Annotated in this window: 19 protein-coding genes; 4 read left to right on the top strand and 15 right to left on the bottom strand. The window is 68.4% G+C overall.

What is annotated here, in order from left to right; all coding sequences use genetic code 11:
* Positions 1-12: 12 nt before the first annotated feature.
* The 3 genes from EV653_RS40525 to EV653_RS40515 form a co-directional block, all read right to left on the bottom strand.
* On the bottom strand, positions 13-321 hold the full coding sequence (locus EV653_RS40525; RefSeq protein ID WP_134111625.1) for a SelT/SelW/SelH family protein: 309 nt from the start codon (positions 319-321) through the stop codon (positions 13-15).
* Positions 322-385: 64 nt separating this feature from the next.
* A complete protein-coding gene (locus EV653_RS40520) occupies positions 386-1,075 on the bottom strand; it encodes a C39 family peptidase (RefSeq protein WP_134111624.1) in 690 nt (229 codons plus the stop codon).
* Positions 1,076-1,184: 109 nt separating this feature from the next.
* Positions 1,185-2,093, bottom strand: a complete 909-nt coding sequence (locus EV653_RS40515; RefSeq protein ID WP_166679719.1) for an LLM class flavin-dependent oxidoreductase — start codon at positions 2,091-2,093, stop codon at positions 1,185-1,187.
* 62 nt (positions 2,094-2,155) lie between these two features.
* Here EV653_RS40515 and EV653_RS40510 point away from each other — a divergent pair, with 62 nt between their 5' ends.
* Positions 2,156-2,560, top strand: coding sequence for a MarR family winged helix-turn-helix transcriptional regulator (locus EV653_RS40510; RefSeq protein WP_134111623.1), 405 nt, complete (start codon positions 2,156-2,158; stop codon positions 2,558-2,560).
* Between the two features lie 28 nt (positions 2,561-2,588).
* The gene (locus EV653_RS40505; RefSeq protein ID WP_134111622.1) at positions 2,589-3,539 is read left to right on the top strand and encodes an LLM class flavin-dependent oxidoreductase; all 951 of its coding nucleotides are present in this window, start codon (positions 2,589-2,591) and stop codon (positions 3,537-3,539) included.
* On the opposite strand, the gene EV653_RS40500 is transcribed toward EV653_RS40505, so the two are convergent.
* From EV653_RS40500 to rpsB, 6 genes are all read right to left on the bottom strand, one after another.
* Complete coding sequence (locus tag EV653_RS40500; protein WP_134111621.1) at positions 3,532-4,119, bottom strand: GNAT family N-acetyltransferase; 588 nt, start codon at positions 4,117-4,119, stop codon at positions 3,532-3,534. The genes EV653_RS40505 and EV653_RS40500 overlap by 8 nt on opposite strands.
* Positions 4,116-4,964, bottom strand: a complete 849-nt coding sequence (locus tag EV653_RS40495) for a phosphatidate cytidylyltransferase (RefSeq protein ID WP_134111620.1) — start codon at positions 4,962-4,964, stop codon at positions 4,116-4,118. The genes EV653_RS40500 and EV653_RS40495 overlap by 4 nt, the downstream gene beginning before the upstream one ends.
* A complete protein-coding gene (frr, locus tag EV653_RS40490) occupies positions 4,964-5,518 on the bottom strand; it encodes a ribosome recycling factor (RefSeq protein ID WP_238160780.1) in 555 nt (184 codons plus the stop codon). The genes EV653_RS40495 and frr overlap by 1 nt, the downstream gene beginning before the upstream one ends.
* A 95-nt stretch (positions 5,519-5,613) precedes the next feature.
* A complete protein-coding gene (pyrH, locus tag EV653_RS40485) occupies positions 5,614-6,375 on the bottom strand; it encodes a UMP kinase (protein WP_238160771.1) in 762 nt (253 codons plus the stop codon).
* Between the two features lie 49 nt (positions 6,376-6,424).
* On the bottom strand, positions 6,425-7,243 hold the full coding sequence (gene tsf, locus EV653_RS40480) for a translation elongation factor Ts (protein ID WP_134111618.1): 819 nt from the start codon (positions 7,241-7,243) through the stop codon (positions 6,425-6,427).
* A gap of 110 nt (positions 7,244-7,353) precedes the next feature.
* Positions 7,354-8,361, bottom strand: coding sequence for a 30S ribosomal protein S2 (rpsB, locus tag EV653_RS40475; RefSeq protein WP_134111617.1), 1,008 nt, complete (start codon positions 8,359-8,361; stop codon positions 7,354-7,356).
* 302 nt (positions 8,362-8,663) lie between these two features.
* Between rpsB and EV653_RS40470 the strand changes: the two genes are divergently transcribed.
* Positions 8,664-9,287, top strand: a complete 624-nt coding sequence (locus tag EV653_RS40470) for a M23 family metallopeptidase (protein WP_134111616.1) — start codon at positions 8,664-8,666, stop codon at positions 9,285-9,287.
* 13 nt (positions 9,288-9,300) lie between these two features.
* Here the strand turns inward: EV653_RS40470 and EV653_RS40465 are convergent, their stop codons facing one another.
* On the bottom strand, positions 9,301-9,780 hold the full coding sequence (locus tag EV653_RS40465) for an RrF2 family transcriptional regulator (protein WP_134111615.1): 480 nt from the start codon (positions 9,778-9,780) through the stop codon (positions 9,301-9,303).
* 61 nt (positions 9,781-9,841) lie between these two features.
* Positions 9,842-10,783: a tyrosine recombinase XerC gene (locus EV653_RS40460; RefSeq protein ID WP_134111614.1), complete on the bottom strand. Its 942-nt coding sequence runs from the start codon at positions 10,781-10,783 to the stop codon at positions 9,842-9,844.
* A gap of 136 nt (positions 10,784-10,919) precedes the next feature.
* Between EV653_RS40460 and EV653_RS40455 the strand changes: the two genes are divergently transcribed.
* A complete protein-coding gene (locus EV653_RS40455) occupies positions 10,920-12,554 on the top strand; it encodes an APC family permease (RefSeq protein ID WP_134111613.1) in 1,635 nt (544 codons plus the stop codon).
* Between the two features lie 266 nt (positions 12,555-12,820).
* On the opposite strand, the gene EV653_RS40450 is transcribed toward EV653_RS40455, so the two are convergent.
* From EV653_RS40450 to EV653_RS41495, 4 genes are all read right to left on the bottom strand, one after another.
* Entirely contained in the window at positions 12,821-13,309 is a 489-nt protein-coding gene (locus tag EV653_RS40450; RefSeq protein ID WP_134111612.1) for a DUF488 domain-containing protein, read from the bottom strand.
* A gap of 689 nt (positions 13,310-13,998) precedes the next feature.
* A complete protein-coding gene (dprA, locus tag EV653_RS40445) occupies positions 13,999-14,910 on the bottom strand; it encodes a DNA-processing protein DprA (RefSeq protein ID WP_238160770.1) in 912 nt (303 codons plus the stop codon).
* Entirely contained in the window at positions 14,907-15,203 is a 297-nt protein-coding gene (locus tag EV653_RS42435) for a hypothetical protein (protein ID WP_238160769.1), read from the bottom strand. Before EV653_RS42435 ends, dprA begins: the two co-directional genes overlap by 4 nt.
* Positions 15,203-15,364 carry a hypothetical protein gene (locus tag EV653_RS41495; protein ID WP_166679718.1) on the bottom strand — a complete coding sequence of 54 codons (162 nt, stop codon included), beginning with the start codon at positions 15,362-15,364 and terminating at the stop codon, positions 15,203-15,205. Before EV653_RS41495 ends, EV653_RS42435 begins: the two co-directional genes overlap by 1 nt.
* Between the last annotated feature and the right edge of the window lie 128 nt (positions 15,365-15,492).

The following is a 15,492-nucleotide window of genomic DNA, read 5'->3' as shown; positions in this document are numbered from 1 at the left end:
CCGTTCACAAATTCACATCCCATGACTCGCGTCACCAGCGGGCCTGCGGTCGGAGTGACCGAGCTTCCGGTCCGGCGCGATCCGGTCCCGCACCATCTGCTTGAGCAGCGGAACCTCGGCGAACCCACCCTCGGCCTTCCGCGACCACAGCAGCTCCCCGTCGAGGCTGATGTCGAACACGCCGCCTGTTCCCGGCACCAGCGCCACCTCGCCCAGCTCCTGGGGGAACGTGGTCAGCAGCTCCTGGGCGGTCCAGGCTGCCCGCATCAACCACCGGCACTGGGTGCAGTACTCGATCTCCAACCGCGGCTGTCTCGTCACACCCGCGATTATCCGTGGTCGCCGTACTCACCGGGGGCGGCCAGTGAGTACGGCGTTCTCGCGGTCAGGCCGAGTAGCCCTTGGGCGGGATCAGGGTCGCGAGCTGGTTGAAGGTCAGCCAGTACGTCGCGGTCGGGGCGAACCCGGCCGGATCCGCGATCAGGACGGTCTGGTCGCTGTCGTCGTACCCGATCACCGTGAAGTAGTGGTAGATCGTGTAGTTCGGGTAGCCCGGCGGGTGGTTGCTGGCCGGGGCAACGATGTTGGCGACGATCGGGTAGTTGTTGTTGATGTCGAGGACCACGTCCCGCCAGAGCAGGTCACGCTGCGCCTGGGTGGGCGGATCGTTGGGCATCTCCTTCGTCTCGTACCAGCCGGTGCCGAGGTGGTTGTTGAGCACCCGGGTGACCTGGCCGATCCAGTCCGTTCCGTTCGTCGTGGTCGGCAGCTCGTTGGCCAGCTGCTGCTGACTCGGCGGCGAGATCCGGGCCGAGAGTGCGATCCGGGTCGCGGCCGGGCCGCACCAGTAACCGGTCTGCTGGTACTGGAAGTCGATGTTCAGCGTCCGGACGGTTTGGGTCGAGTAGCCGAGCTTCGGCACCGGTTTGATCGCGGCCGCTACCTCGGCCGACATGGCCGGCTGTGCAGCGGGGGCTCCGGTGGCGGCGTTGGCGGGTGCGGCCGTCGGGAGGGCGGCGGCGGCAAGGAGGGCGAGACCGCACAGGGCGGCCTTGAACTTCGTCGTGGGGGTCATGTCAGCTCCTCACTGGACGACCGGGGCGGATCGTCCTGCGTTTGATACTGACACAGGTTGTGGCAGTGCGGTGAAAAAATCACCGAGCCTTTCCAGCCTGGTGGAAAGGTCAGGCCGCCGCCTGCCCCACGGGCTCGATGATCTCGCGTACCAGCCAGCGGACGGCGTGATCCGGGTACGGGCGCGGGAGCGACAGCACGATGTGGTCGAACCCCAGCCCGACCGCCCGGTGCACGATCGCGCGCGTTTCGGCCGGGTCGTCGTACGAGACGATCTGCTGCAGCGATCGACTCAGCGTCGACGGGTCCCGTCCGATCCGGGCGCATTCCGCGTCCAACCGGCGCACCCGCTCGGCGAGCGTGTCGAAGTCGGTGTGCGGCGGACCGCTGATGTTCCAGACGTCCGCGTACTCCGCGACCAGGCGGAGCATCCGGTTGCCCCACCCGCCGATCAGGAGCGGCGGACCCGCGGGCTGGATCGGTTTGGGCTCGTTGCGGTTGCGCTCGAGCTGGTAGTAGCGGCCGTGGAAGTCGAACTCGTCCTCGGTCCACATCCGGCGCAGGATCTCGACGGTCTCGCGGAGCCGGTCGATCCCCTCCCCCGGCGGCACGAGCGTCAAGCCGTAGGCGGCGTACTCCTCGATCGCGGGATTGGGGCCGGCGATGCCGCTCAGGCCGGCCGGTTGATGGGTGCCGCCGGCACCGAGGCCCATGATCAGTCGGCCGCCGGAGATCACGTCGAGCGTGCTGGCGATCTTGCCGAGGACGGCCGGCGGGCGGATCCGGTTGCTGGTGACAAGCAAGCCGAGGCGGAGCCGGGTGGTCTGTGCGGCCAGGGCGCTGAGCAGGGTCCAGCCCTCGAGGACGTCGCCGTTCTTCGGGCCGGCAAGCGGGAGGAAGTGGTCCCACAGCCACGCGTCGCGGATCTGCGGGGTCTCGTCGGCCTCGAGCCAGACGCGGCGGATGTCGGCGTACGGGACATGCATCGGGGTGGTCTTCAGACCGAAGGTCAGTTCCATAATCGTCAGGATAACTGATGATCAGCTCTCCTGATGATCAGGGGATCGGTAGATTTGGCAGTATGGCGTCCGACCGGCTGGGGTATCTGCTCAAACACGTCCTGGCGGAGCTCACCGAGGCTCAGACCAAGGCGCTGGCTCCGCACGGTCTGAACGGTCGCGACCTGGCGGTCCTGTCCGCGATCGTCTCCGGTGAACCGCTCTCCCAACTCGAGGTCGCGGCCCGGCTGCGGGTGGACCGTACGTCGATCGGCGAGCTGCTGGACGGGCTGGAGGAGCGTGGGTTCGTCGAGCGCCGGCGCAGCCCGGAGGACCGGCGGCGGAATGTCGTCGTACTGACGTCGCTCGGTCAGTCGACCTTTGAAACGGCGGAGCGGGTGCGGCTGGAGGTCGAGCGCGAGTTCCTCGCTCCCCTGGCGGCTCCGGACCGTTTCCGGGACGAGTTGCGGCTGTTGCTCGGGGAATGAGGGCTCCGGCGGGCCCGTTGGACTGAACATGCTCTCCGTGCCGCTGTCAGTCCTGGATCGTTCGCGGACGCGTGTTGGCGAGACGGAGCCGGAGACGCTGCGAGCGACGGTGGAGTTCGCCCAGCAGGTGGAAGACCTTGGCTACAACCGTTTCTGGGTTTCGGAGCATCACAGCGTTCCCGGAGTCGTCGGCTCGGCGCCGACTGTCTTGGCTGCCGCGGTTGCTGCTCGTACTTCGCACATACGGGTCGGCACCGGTGGGGTGATGCTGCCGAACCACAAGCCGCTCGTCGTAGCGGAGCAGTTCGGCGTACTGGAGTCTCTGTACCCGGGCCGCATCGACATGGGCCTCGGGCGCTCGGTCGGCTTCACCAACGGAGTACGGCGTGCGCTCGGCGTCGAGAAGGACGCTGCGGACGACTTCAGCGCACAGGTCCAGGAGCTACTCGGTTATCTCGGCGGCACGTTTAACGTGCACGCCCGACCAGGCGAGGGACTTCACATCCCGCCGTTCATCCTGGCCGTCGGCGAAGGCGCGGCCATCGCAGCATCGCTCGGGCTACCTGTGGTGCTGGCTGCTCGCCCTGACTCTGAGGAGCTGGTATCCGCGTACCGGGCTGCCTTCCAGCCGTCAGCGTGGGCGCCGGAGCCCTACGTCATCCTCGCAGTCACGGCCGCGGTCGGGGACACGACGGAGGGTGGCCGTCAGCTGTTGTTGCCAGAGGCATGGGCCAGCGCCTACTCACGCACCCGCGGCGTCTTCCCGCCGCTGCAGCCCGACGTGCCCGCGACCATGAACGCCCGCGAGCAGGAGTTCTTCGAGAACGCGTTGCGTGGTCAGTACTACGGGACCTCGGACGAGGTGCACACCGCGCTGGAGGATCTCGTGCAGCGCACAGCAGCGGACGAGGTCCTGATCACGACCAACACCTACGACCGGGACGATCTGCTCGCCTCGTTGGCGAAGCTCATCAGTTGATCCGAGCCTCGAGCCGCTTGCGCACATCCGGCCATTCGTCGGCCAGGATCGAGAACACGACCGTGTCGCGGAACGACCCGTCAGCCATCAGCGTGTGCCGCCGCAGTACGCCCTCGCGGGTCGCGCCGAGCTTGGCGATCGCCGCCTGCGAGCGGGTGTTCTTCGAGCCGGTCTGGATCTTCACCCGGCCGAATCCACACACCTCGAAGGCATGCTCGAGCAGCAACAGCTTGGCCGCCGGGTTGACCGCGGTCCCCCACACGGCTGGCGCATAACCGGTGTAGCCGAGGTGGATCCGCTCGTTCACCAGGTCGACGTCGGCGAGGCTCGACGTACCGACAACCGTGCCGTCGGCAACCATCCGGACCACGTACGCGAACCGCTTGGCCGCGGCCGGGATCCACTTCGCCCGCATCTCCTCGGCGCTCTTCGGCATCGCGGCGGGACCGCCACCGAAGCCGCCGGCGTACACCTGCTCGTTGGCGATCGCGGCGTACAGCTCGTCGATATCGGCTTCCTGCATCCGATCCAGCCGCACGACGTCGCCGACCAGGGCTCGTCCGTCCGGTGCGATCGTCATGCCTTCACCAACAGGTGCAGCAGCAGCCAGACGACCGGCGCCGTCGCGAGCAGCGAGTCCAGCCGGTCCATCACCCCGCCGTGGCCGGGCAGCAGGTTCGACATGTCCTTGATGCCAAGATCGCGCTTGATCATCGACTCGCCGAGGTCGCCGACCGTCGCGGTCAGTACGGCGACCGCGCCGACGATCGCGCCGGCCCACCAGTCACCGTCCAGCAGGAAGACCACTGCGGCGATACCGGCGCCGATACACGCCAGCGCCGAGCCGGTGAAGCCCTCCCAGGACTTCTTCGGGCTGATCGTCGGCGCCATCGGGTGCTTGCCGAACAGCACGCCCGCGACATACCCACCGACGTCACTGGCAACCACGACCACGAAGAACGTCACCACCCGCGCCGGGCCGTCCGCTTCCGGCTGGACCAGCAGAATCGCGAATCCCGCCAGCAGCGGGACGTAGCCGATCAGGAACACTCCCGCGCTCACGTCGCGGACGAATCCGACCGATCCGCCTGGCATCCGCCAGAAAATCGTCCCCAGGACCGTCAGCGCCAGTGCTACCAGCAGCGCCATCGGTCCACCGAAGTACGCCGAAGCCAGCATCGCCGTCGTACCGACGAACAACGGCACGCGCGGAATCGCCGCGCCGCCGGTCCGCAGCGCCTTCATCATCTCGTCGACGGCGACCAGAACGACGGCGAGCACCAGGACGGTGAACAGGACCTTCTGCCAGTACAGCGATCCGAGGATCAGGGCGCCGAGCCCGACTCCCACCGCGATCGCGGCGGGCAGATTGCGCCCGGCACGGCTCGGGCTGGGACTCGGCGCGGGCGTGCTGTCGACGCCCATCACACCTCGAGCAGTTCGGCTTCCTTGTGCTTGAGCAGGTCGTCGATCGAGTCGACGTACTTCTTCGTCAACCCGTCGAGCCGCTTCTCAGCACTCTTGCCCTCGTCCTCGCCCGCGTCGCCGTCCTTGACCGTCTTGTGCACCTGGTCCATGGCGTGCCGGCGGATGTTGCGGATCGAGACCCGGGCCTCTTCGCCCTTGGTCTTGGCGACCTTGATGTACTCCTTGCGCCGCTCCTCGGTCAGCTGCGGCATCACCACCCGGATCACCGCGCCGTCGTTGCCCGGGTTCACACCCAGGTCCGAGTCGCGGATCGCCTTCTCGATCGCCGCCATCGCACCCTTGTCGTACGGCGAGATGAGCACGGTCCGGGGCTCCGGGACCTGGAAGCCGGCCAGCTGCTGCAGCGGCGTCGGGCTGCCGTAGTAGTCGGCCAGGATGCCCGCGAACATCTGCGGGTGCGCCCGGCCGGTGCGGATCGCGGCGAAGTCGTCCTTCGCGACCTCCACGGCCTTCGCCATCTTCTGCTCGGCTTCGCGGAGAGCTTCGTCGATCACGACATTCCTCGCTTCCTCGGGGCCGCGTCGGTGCGGCCACTCCTACTGCGCCTGTATCGAACGATCCTAGTGGTACGCCGCCGTTCGCCGGGTTATTGCCCCCGGGAGACGACCGTGCCGATCTTCTCGCCGTGGATCACCCGGGCGATGTTGCCCTCTTCGAGGCCGAAGATCACGATCGGCAGCGCGTTGTCGCGGGCCAGGCTGATCGCGGTGGCGTCGGCGACCCGGAGGCCGCGGGCCAGGAAGTCGTCGTACGACAGCTGGTCGAACTTGACCGCGTCCGGGTTCTTCTTCGGGTCGGAGTCGTAGACCCCGTCCACGCCCTGCTTGCCCATCAGCAGCGCCTCGGCGCCGACCTCGAGCGCGCGCTGGGCGGCGACGGTGTCGGTGGAGAAGTACGGCATGCCGGAGCCGGCGCCGAAGATGACCACGCGACCCTTCTCCAGGTGCCGCTCGGCCTTGCGCGGGATGTACGGCTCGGCGACCTGGCCCATCGTGATGGCGGTCTGCACCCGGGTCTCGATACCGAGCTTCTCCAGGAAGTCCTGCAGCGCCAGGCAGTTCATCACCGTGCCGAGCATGCCCATGTAGTCGGCGCGGTTGCGCTCCATGCCGCGCTGCTGCAGCTCGGCGCCGCGGAAGAAGTTGCCGCCGCCGACCACCACGGCGACCTGGACACCGGCCCGGGCCACCTCGGCGATCTGCTTGGCGATCGAGTTCACGACGTCGGGGTCGACGCCGAGCTTGCCGCCGCCGAACACCTCGCCCGACAGCTTCAGCAGCACCCGGTGGTAGGCCGGGGCGAACGGCGAAGAGGCCGGATTCGTCTCGGTACCCAGGGTTTCCGTCACGATTCCGGCCTCCTCGTTCGTTGCTGTCCTGTTCAGATCCTCGTGGGGATCAGGCGCCGACCTCGAAGCGGGCGAACCGCTTCACGGTCACACCGGCCTCGTCGAGCACGGCCTTCACGGACTTCTTGCTCTCGGTCACCGACGGCTGCTCGAGCAGGACGACGTCCTTGAAGAAGCCGTTCACCCGGCCCTCGACGATCTTCGGCAGCGCCTGCTCCGGCTTGCCCTCCTCGCGGGCGGTCGCCTCGGCGATCCGCTTCTCGTTCTCGACCGTCTCGGCCGGGACCTCGTCGCGGGTGGTGTACAGCGGGCGCATCGCGGCGGCCTGCATGGCGGCGCCGCGGGCGGCCTCGACGTTGTCGCCCTCGAACTCGACCAGTACGCCGACCTGGGCCGGCAGGTCCGCGGCACGCTTGTGCATGTACGCGGTCACCTGGCCGTCGAACACGGCCACCTTGCCGAGCTCCAGCTTCTCGCCGATGACGGCGGCCAGCGCCTCGATGTTCTCGGCGACCGACTTGCCGTCGGTCAGCTTCTCGTTCAGCAGGCCCTCGACGTCGCCGACCTTGCTCGCCGCAGCGTGCGCAACGATGTCGGCGGCGAGCTGCTGGAACTGCTCGTTCTTGGCGACGAAGTCGGTCTCGCAGTTGAGCTGGACCAGCGCGTTCTCCGCCGCGGCCACCAGGCCGTTGGTGGCGGACCGCTCGGCGCCACGCTTGGCGGCCTTGGCCGCGCCGTGGATGCGCAGCTCCTCGATCGCCTTCTCGAAGTCGCCGTCGGTGGTCTCGAGCGCCTTCTTCGCATCCATCATGCCCGCGCCGGTGGCGTCGCGGAGCTTCTTCACGTCAGCGGCGGTGTAGTTCGCCATTCCTCGTTCTCTCGTCTTGTCGATGCGGCTGGATGGGCGGGGCAGGCCCGGTTGCGGACCGTGCGACGCAGCGGGGTGCCGCCCGGCGGACCGGGCGGCATCCATGGCTGTCAGGCCTCGTCGGCCTTCGGGGTCTCCTCGGCCTTCGCCTCGGTCGCGGCCGGGGTCTCCTCGGCCTTGGCCTCGGTGGCTTCCGGCGCGGTCTCGACGACGGCGTCGGTCGCGACCGGCTCGGTCAGGACGTCGGCAGCCGGGGCGGCCGGGGTGGCCTCAGCGGCGGGTGCGGCCTCGGCGGCCGGGGCAGCCTCGGCGGCCTTCTCGGTCTTGGCCTCGGCGGTGCCGTTCTGGCTCTCGAGCAGCTCGCGCTCCCAGGCGGCCATCGGCTCCTCCTGGCCCAGCTCCTCGCCGGACGCGGCAGCGCCCTGGCCGGAGCGGCCCATCAGACCGTCGGCGACGGCGTCGGCGACGACCCGGGTCAGCAGGCCGACCGAGCGGATCGCGTCGTCGTTCCCCGGAATCGGGTAGTCGACCTCGTCCGGGTCGCAGTTGGTGTCCAGGATGCCGATGATCGGCAGCTTCAGCTTGCGCGCCTCGTCGACGGCGAGGTGCTCCTTCTTGGTGTCCACGATCCACACGGCGGCCGGAACCCGGGCCATGTCGCGGATACCGCCGAGGGTCTTGAGCAGCTTGTCGTGCTCGCGACGCTTCTGCAGCAGCTCCTTCTTCGTGACACCGGAGGCGGCGACGTCGTCGAAGTCGATGAGCTCGAGCTCCTTGAGGCGCTGGAGCCGCTTGTTCACGGTCTGGAAGTTGGTCAGCATGCCGCCCAGCCAGCGCTGGTTCACGTACGGCATCCCGACGCGGGTCGCCTGCTCGGCGATCGCTTCCTGGGCCTGCTTCTTGGTGCCGACGAACAGGATCGCCCCGCCCGACGCGACCGTGCTGCGGACGAACTCGTACGCGCGGTCGATGTAGGACAGCGACTGCTGCAGGTCGATGATGTAGATGCCGTTGCGCTCGGTGAGGATGTAGCGCTTCATCTTCGGGTTCCAGCGACGGGTCTGGTGCCCGAAGTGCACGCCGCTCTCGAGGAGCTGCTTCATGGTTACTACGGCCATGACTTGTGGGTCTCCTGTCACGCTCGCCGGGGTGCTCGTCCCGGGTCAGCGCGTCGTCTCGGTTGTACCGCCCCGGATCGGTTGATCCGCGGCTCCTGATGCCCGTCGCACGGCTCCGCCCAGATTGCTCCGGGACCGCTGGAACCGCACACTGGTGCGGGCATGCGAAGTCGTCCCATTCACATGGGACGCCACCGGAAGTGTACGTGACCGACGGCGGGCAACGCGAACCGGCCCTGGGTTGTCCACAATCGCGCAGCCGAGGGTCCGGAGCCGTCCCCGACGACGGCATCTTCCCTGGCATGAACCTCGCCTTGCTCTCCCTCGCCATCCTGCCCGGTGCCACCTCCGACTGGCCGCTCCAGCCCCGCCCGGAGGTGGTCCACGGCTTCGAACTGCCCGCGAAACCGTGGCTCCCCGGCCACCGCGGCGTCGACCTGGCCGGCCGGCCCGGCCAACCCGTCCTCGCCGCCACCCCCGGCACGATCACGTACGCCGGTCCGCTGGCCGGCCGCGGCATCGTCACGATCACCGCCGGAACGCGTCGAACGACGTACGAACCGGTCGTGCCGGCGGTCTCGGTCGGGGCCACGGTCCGTGCCGGGACTGTGATCGGGCGCCTGTCCGCCGCCGGCTCGCACTGCCTGCCGAGGGCCTGCCTGCATTGGGGCCTGCTCCAGGGCAAGCAGTACCTCAATCCCCTGACCCTCATCCGCGACTGGCCGGTCCGCCTACTCCCGCTCACCAATCAGCAGGGTCAACCTGCTCGCCCTCCGTCCCCGGTGCCCGCAGCGCCGCCGCCAACGCCACGCGCCGCGGACGTGTCACCCGCCCCGCCCGACAGCAATCAGCGAACGGCCAAGCTCATCATCGCCGCCACAGCAGCGCTGACGCTGACCGCCGGCCTGCTGATCAGACGCAAGTAGCAGTTCGAACCGGTCAGCTGCCGGGGACGCGGGCCTGCCAGGCGTCCTCGTCCTTCGAGCGGCGCTCGACGCCGGCCGGGAGCTTGTTCTTGGCGAGATCGATCAGCGTCGTGTTCTCGAGTACGTCGCGCAGGCTGGCGCGAGCCGCGATCCAGACCCGTTGGAGGACCACCGCATGTTCGTTGTACGAAACGCTCTCCGGCCGGACACCGGAGATGCTCACGATCGGACCGTCGACTGCCCGCATCACGTCGGCGACAGAGATGTCATTGGGGTCGACGGCCAGTCGCCATCCGCCCGACTGCCCACGCTGACTGGACAGCACGCCGGCCCGTCGCAGGTCGGCGAGGATGCCCTGCAGGAAGCCGTGCGGAATGCCCTGCGCCCGGCTCAGTTCCTCGGCCGACACCACCGAAGGATCGTTGGCCACCCACCGTTGGGTGATCTCGATCAGAGCTCGCAACGCATAGTCAGACTTCGCCGAAACCCGCATGTCCCGCAGTCTGCCGCATTCGGCCACTCACCCGCCGCATCCCCCGCACACAGACGCCGGGTCAAGCCCGCGGATGCGCCTGCTGATAGGCCTTCCGAAGCCGCTCGCCGGAGACATGCGTATAGACCTGCGTCGTCGCCAGGGACGCATGCCCCAGCAACTCCTGCACGCTCCGCAGATCCGCGCCACCTTCCAGGAGATGGGTGGCCGCTGTATGCCGCAGTCCGTGCGGAGCCAGATCCGGTGCGTCGACGACCGCGATCCGCTCGTGCACCATCCGTCGTACCGCTCGCTGATCGATCCGGCCACCACGCGCGCCGAGGAAGGCGGCCGGACCGCTCCCCTCTCGCGCCAGCTTCGGCCGCGCCTCGGCCAGCCACCGTTCGAGCGCCTCCGCAGCCGGTACGCCGTACGGGACGGACCGTTCCTTGCGTCCCTTGCCGAACACGCGGACGACTCGGCGCGACCGGTCGATGTCGTCGACGTCCAGTGCGCACAGCTCGCCGACGCGGATCCCGGTCGCGTACAGGAGCTCCATGATCGCGAGGTCACGCAGCCCGACCGGACTTCCGTCGTCCGCGGCAACGGCTGCGGCGTCGAGGACGGCTCGGGTGTCCGCCTGGCCGAGAACGCCCGGCAGGCTCTTGTGCGGCTTGGGGCTGGCGAGCAATGCTCCCGGATCCGTACCGATGCGCCCGGTCCGCTGCGCCCACGCCGTGAACACCCTTGCGGCCGTCGCCCGCCGGGCCATCGTGCTGCGGGATTTCCCCAGACTTTGCTGTTTGGCCAGCCAGGACCGCAGTCCCCGGATGTCCAGCCCGCCAAGCTCATCGTGACCAAGCCGAATCAAATGTTCGAGTAAATCCGCGACATCTCCGATGTAGGCTCTGACCGAGTGAGTGCTGAGGTCTCTTTCCGCCGTCAGATGCCGTTCGTAGTCAGCCAGTAACTGAGTGAAACCTTCCGGCCAGGAAGGGTTCCCACTGACATCGTCCGGCGTCATGTCTCGACGATGCGTGAGGCGGCCCGGCATCGCAAGCCACCGCGCGGAGACCGGCGAGAGGAGGTCTGGTCGATAACCCGACGGTCGACTACTGTTCGGCCCGATTGCCCTAGTAGCAACGGAGGCACCCCTGACCATGGCCCCCTCAGCGAACGGACAGACCGTAGGCCGGCGCTTGCCGGTCGAGTCGGCGTTCACTCGAGTCGAGGACGCGCGGCATCGTCTGCCGCGCTTGTTCGGTCGTCGCGACCTGGTCGTACTCGGCCTGGGCGTGATGATCGGCTCTGGCATCTTCAGCATCAGCGGGGTCCAGGCGGCCAATGTCGCCGGACCGGCAGTGATCCTGTCGTTCGTCATCGCCGCGATCGTCTGTGTACTGGCTGCGGCCTGTTACGCCGAGCTGTCCTCGACGATCCCTGTCTCCGGTAGCGCGTACACCTTCAGCTACGTGACTTTCGGTGAGATGTGGGCCTGGCTGGTCGGTTGGGCGCTCGTGCTCGAGCTCGTCACCGCGGCAGCGATCGTCGCCCGCGTCTGGTCGGCGTACTTCCTGGCCACTTTGGACGGATTCGGAGTCACGCTGCCCAGCGGGGTAGCTCAGTTCTTCGGTCCCGAAGCCAAGCTCAATCTCGTTGCCCCGTTGCTCCTGCTGGTCCTAACCGCGCTGATCGTGACGGGCACCAAGCTGTCGGCCCGAGTGCTGACCGTCGTCGTGATCGCGAAAGTCGCGGTGATCCTGCTCGTGGTGATCGTCGGTGCCGCGCACATCAACATGGCGAACTACCACCCGTTCGTGCCGCCGGCCCGGGCTGCGCCCGCGACCGCGAGTCCGACGTTGCTGGGCTGGATCCTGGACTCGTCGTTCGGTTCGTTCGGGACGATGGGCATCTTCACCGCCGCCAGCACGATCGTGTTCGCCTACATCGGGTTCGACCTGATCGCGACGGCGTCGGAGGACGCCCGCAGCCCGCGGAAGACTGTCCCGCAAGGGATGCTGCTCGGCGTCGGCGCGGTGACGATCCTCTACATCGCGATGGCCGTCGTCCTGGTCGGGATGCGCCCGTACGGCAAACTCGGCGGCGCCGCGCCGGTCTCCGAGGCATTAGCTGCGGTAGGCGTCGGATGGGCCGCAAAGGTGGTCAATCTAGGCGCGTTGCTCGCGTTGATGACCGTGATCATGGTGGTCCTCATCGCGCAGAGCCGCGTCCTGTTCAACATGGGTCGTGACGGCCTGCTGCCGAAGAGCCTCGGCCGGGTCAGCCGGGTGTACTCCTCCCCCGCCCGCGCTGCCGGCTTCGCGGGTCTCGCCGCGCTGGCGCTCACGCTGTACCCGAAGGTCCTCGAGCTCGAGGAGCTGCTGGTCATCGGTGCCCTGTTCTGCTTCGCGTTCTGCGCGGTCGGCGTCCTGACGCTGCGTCGCTCGGAGCCCAACCTGGAGCGCGGCTTCCGGGTGCCGATGGTCCCGCTGATCCCGCTGCTGTCGCTCGCCGCGACGGTGTGGCTGATGCTGAACCTGAAGACGAGCACCTGGACCAAGTTCGGCGTCTGGATGGTCATCGGCATCGCGATCTACGCACTCTACGGCCGCTGGCACAGCCGCCTCGCCAACGAGGACAGCTGGGACTTCGACCTCGGCGACACCGACCCCGGCACCGGCGGCCTGCAAGCAATCCGGACCGACCAGGACCGCCCACCCGAACTACGCGCCATCCGCACCCCACCCGCCCAACAACCCCACAAACCAACCCGCGGCAAACACATGCGCAACTAGCCCGCCCCACAGGCCCCGCCCAGCCCTCCTGCTCGCGCCCCACGCGTCAGCATCCAGCTTGCTGTTCGCCGACGAGCCACTGCCCCAAAGCCAACCCACCACAAGGGCCGCGGGTGCTCGATCTCGACGCCATGCTGCTGCCCCAGAGCCGACGTCACGAGCACCGCAGTGCTCGATCACGACGCCGTGCCGCTCACTCAACCGCGCAGCAATCAACTATCGATGACACGCCGCCGACTCAAGCTCGACAGACCGCACCCCACGCATCACAAGGGCCGCAGGTGCTCGATCATGACACCGTGCTGCTCGGTCAGCCGTGCGGCGATCAACGAGCGATGGCAGGCGGCAGGCTCAAGCTCGACGCAGAGGAGCGTTGCCATCCCGTCGCTCGGCAGCGCGGACACGATCGACGCAAGGTCAGCGTGGTCGAGGATCTCGGTCGTGTAGCGCCGGACGTACTCGGCGGCGAGCTCGCGACGCGAACGCTTGCCCACCCCTCGCCGCTCGTCTTCGGCGTACTGCAGTTCGCGTAGGTCGGTGGTCGGCGCCAGTTCAGGGTGATGCTCGTAAGCGATCCGGGCATCCGCGAGAGTCCTCTGCAGCCGAACCGAGTTCGCCCAGGCGTACTCATGTCCCCGCACCCCACGCCGCTGCCGCACGTCGAGCACCAACCGGACGTCGGCGCCCCGCAGTCGTTGCAGGAACGACTCGACATCAAACCCATAAACGCCGATCGTGCCCACCACCAAACTCATCCGACGACCGTCCCCTCGAGTTCGACCAGCAGGGTAGCCGTGAAGGGTGGCAGCCTAATGGCCCTCTGGCGGCTAGTCACCAACGCAAAAGTCCTCACACCCAAGCCCCTACGCACCGCCCTCCACGCCCGAGCCACCAAAGTCACCACCCGCTACGCCCCACCCTCCGAAGCACTACCCGCATACACCCGGTTTGGCTACACGAACGAGGGTGGGAGACGCCAGCCGCCCGAGGTTCGGGTCACGAGAGCGCAGCCGGGGATACGACAGCACCAGCCTGCCGGGATTCGTGCCATGAAGGTGCAGGCGAGGACGGGACGCCCCAGCCGGTCGGGGGCGCGGGTCACGACGGCGCTGATGGCACGCGAGACGCCAGCCGGTCGGAGTACGGGTCACGAGGGTTCGGGTGGGGATGGGAGGCGCCAGCCGGTCGGAGTACGGGTCACGAGGGTTCGGGTGGGGATGGGAGGCGCCAGCCGGTCGGAGTACGGGTCACGAGGGCTCGGGTGGGGATGGGAGGCGCCAGCCGGTCGGAGTACGGGTCACGAGGGCTCGGGTGGGGATAGGAGGCGCCAGCCGGTCGGGTATGGGTCACGAGGGCTCGGGTGGGGATAGGAGGCGCCAGCCGGTCGGGTATGGATCACGAGGGCTCGGGTGGGGATAGGAGGCGCCAGCCGGTCGGGTATGGGTCACGAGGGCTCGGGTGGGGATGGGAGGCGCCAGCCGGTGGGGGTTTGGGTGATTAGGGCTAGCGCGGTTAGGGCTTCTAGGGATTGTTGGGTGGTGGGGAGGTCCAGGCCGGCGGTGACGGCTATGCGGGTGGCTGGGGCTGGGTGGAGGACGGGGACGGCGTCCAGGGCGCGTTGGAGGTCGGCGTCCAGGGTGTCGGTGAGAGATTGGGGGGCTCGCGGGAGTTGGGTGAGGCCGGCGCCGTACGGTGAGATTGACTCGATGATGTCGGCGACGCTGGTGGCCAGTACGGCGTTGCGTTCTCGGACCAGCAGGTGGCTGCCGGCGGACATGCGGGAGGTGACGGGGCCGGGCACGGCCAGAACCGCGCGACCGCACTGTTCGGCCCAGCCAGCGGTGTTGAGGGCGCCGCTGCGGATTGCGGCTTCGATGACGACTGTGCCTTGGGTGGCAGCGGCGATGAGGCGGTTGCGGGCTAGGAAGCGAAGCTTGGTCGGTGAGCAGCCAGGTGGGAGTTCGGCGACGACCAGACCTTGCTCGACGATACGACTAAGCAGGGCTGAGTTGCGTTTCGGGTAGCTGACGTCGACACCACAGGCAAGCACGGCGATCGTCGTACCGGAGACTGCGAGTGCGCCGCGATGGGCAGCCGCGTCGATGCCGAACGCGCCGCCGGAGACCACGGTCACTCCAGAGTCGGCTAGACCAGCGGAGAGCTCGGCGGCGACGTGTTCGCCGTACGACGAGCAGGCGCGGGCACCGACTAGGGCGACAGAACTTTTCAAGGCGTGCCGTAGGTTCGCCCGGCCGCGAACCCACAGGCCGAACGGGATGCCGGCGCGCCGCGTCAACTGTCCGGCTTCGGCGAGAACCTCCACCTCGTCGGGCCATTCGTCGTCGCCCGGGATCACGAACCGTGCTCCGGCGGCAGCGGCGCGCTCGAGGTCTCGCTGCGGGTCGACCTCGGCCAGGCGGGTCGACCAACGTTCGAAGCCGGAGGACTTCTGCGGAGGCGGTCCCAGATCTCCAGGGCGGGCATCCCGTCGAAAGCCTTCAGCGCAGCGAGGTCGCCTGGCTCGACGACGCGGGATAAGCCAGCGCGGGCGAGGCGTTCTCGATCACCGTTGCCGTCGGCAATCACCTCCGAGCCGCCCGCTCCTCCCCCGGAGCCGATCGCATCGGCGGTCGGTGCATGGTTCGTCATCAGGCGATTCCTCTGAGAGAGCGGACGTCGGACAAATGTGCGAACAGCTCGCGGGCGTGGGCCAGGCGCTCTGGATCCCCGTTGCTCTCGGCGGTCATCTTGGCGCCGACCGCTCCTCCGCCGGAGTCGGTCGCGTCGGGGGTCAGGGCATGGTTCGTCATCGGGCGATTCCTCTGAGGGGGCGAATGTCGGACCGTGGGGCCAGGGGCTCACGGGCGCGGGATAGGCGTTCTCGGTCTCCGTGGCCGTCGGCGATCACCTCGGAGCCGCCCGCTCCTCCCGCGGAGCC

Origin of the sequence: Kribbella pratensis (assembly GCF_004365355.1) — a bacterium.
Lineage (GTDB): Bacteria > Actinomycetota > Actinomycetes > Propionibacteriales > Kribbellaceae > Kribbella.
The sequence above is the reverse complement of the archived record's forward strand: the minus strand, read 5'-3'. Positions and strand labels throughout refer to the sequence as shown.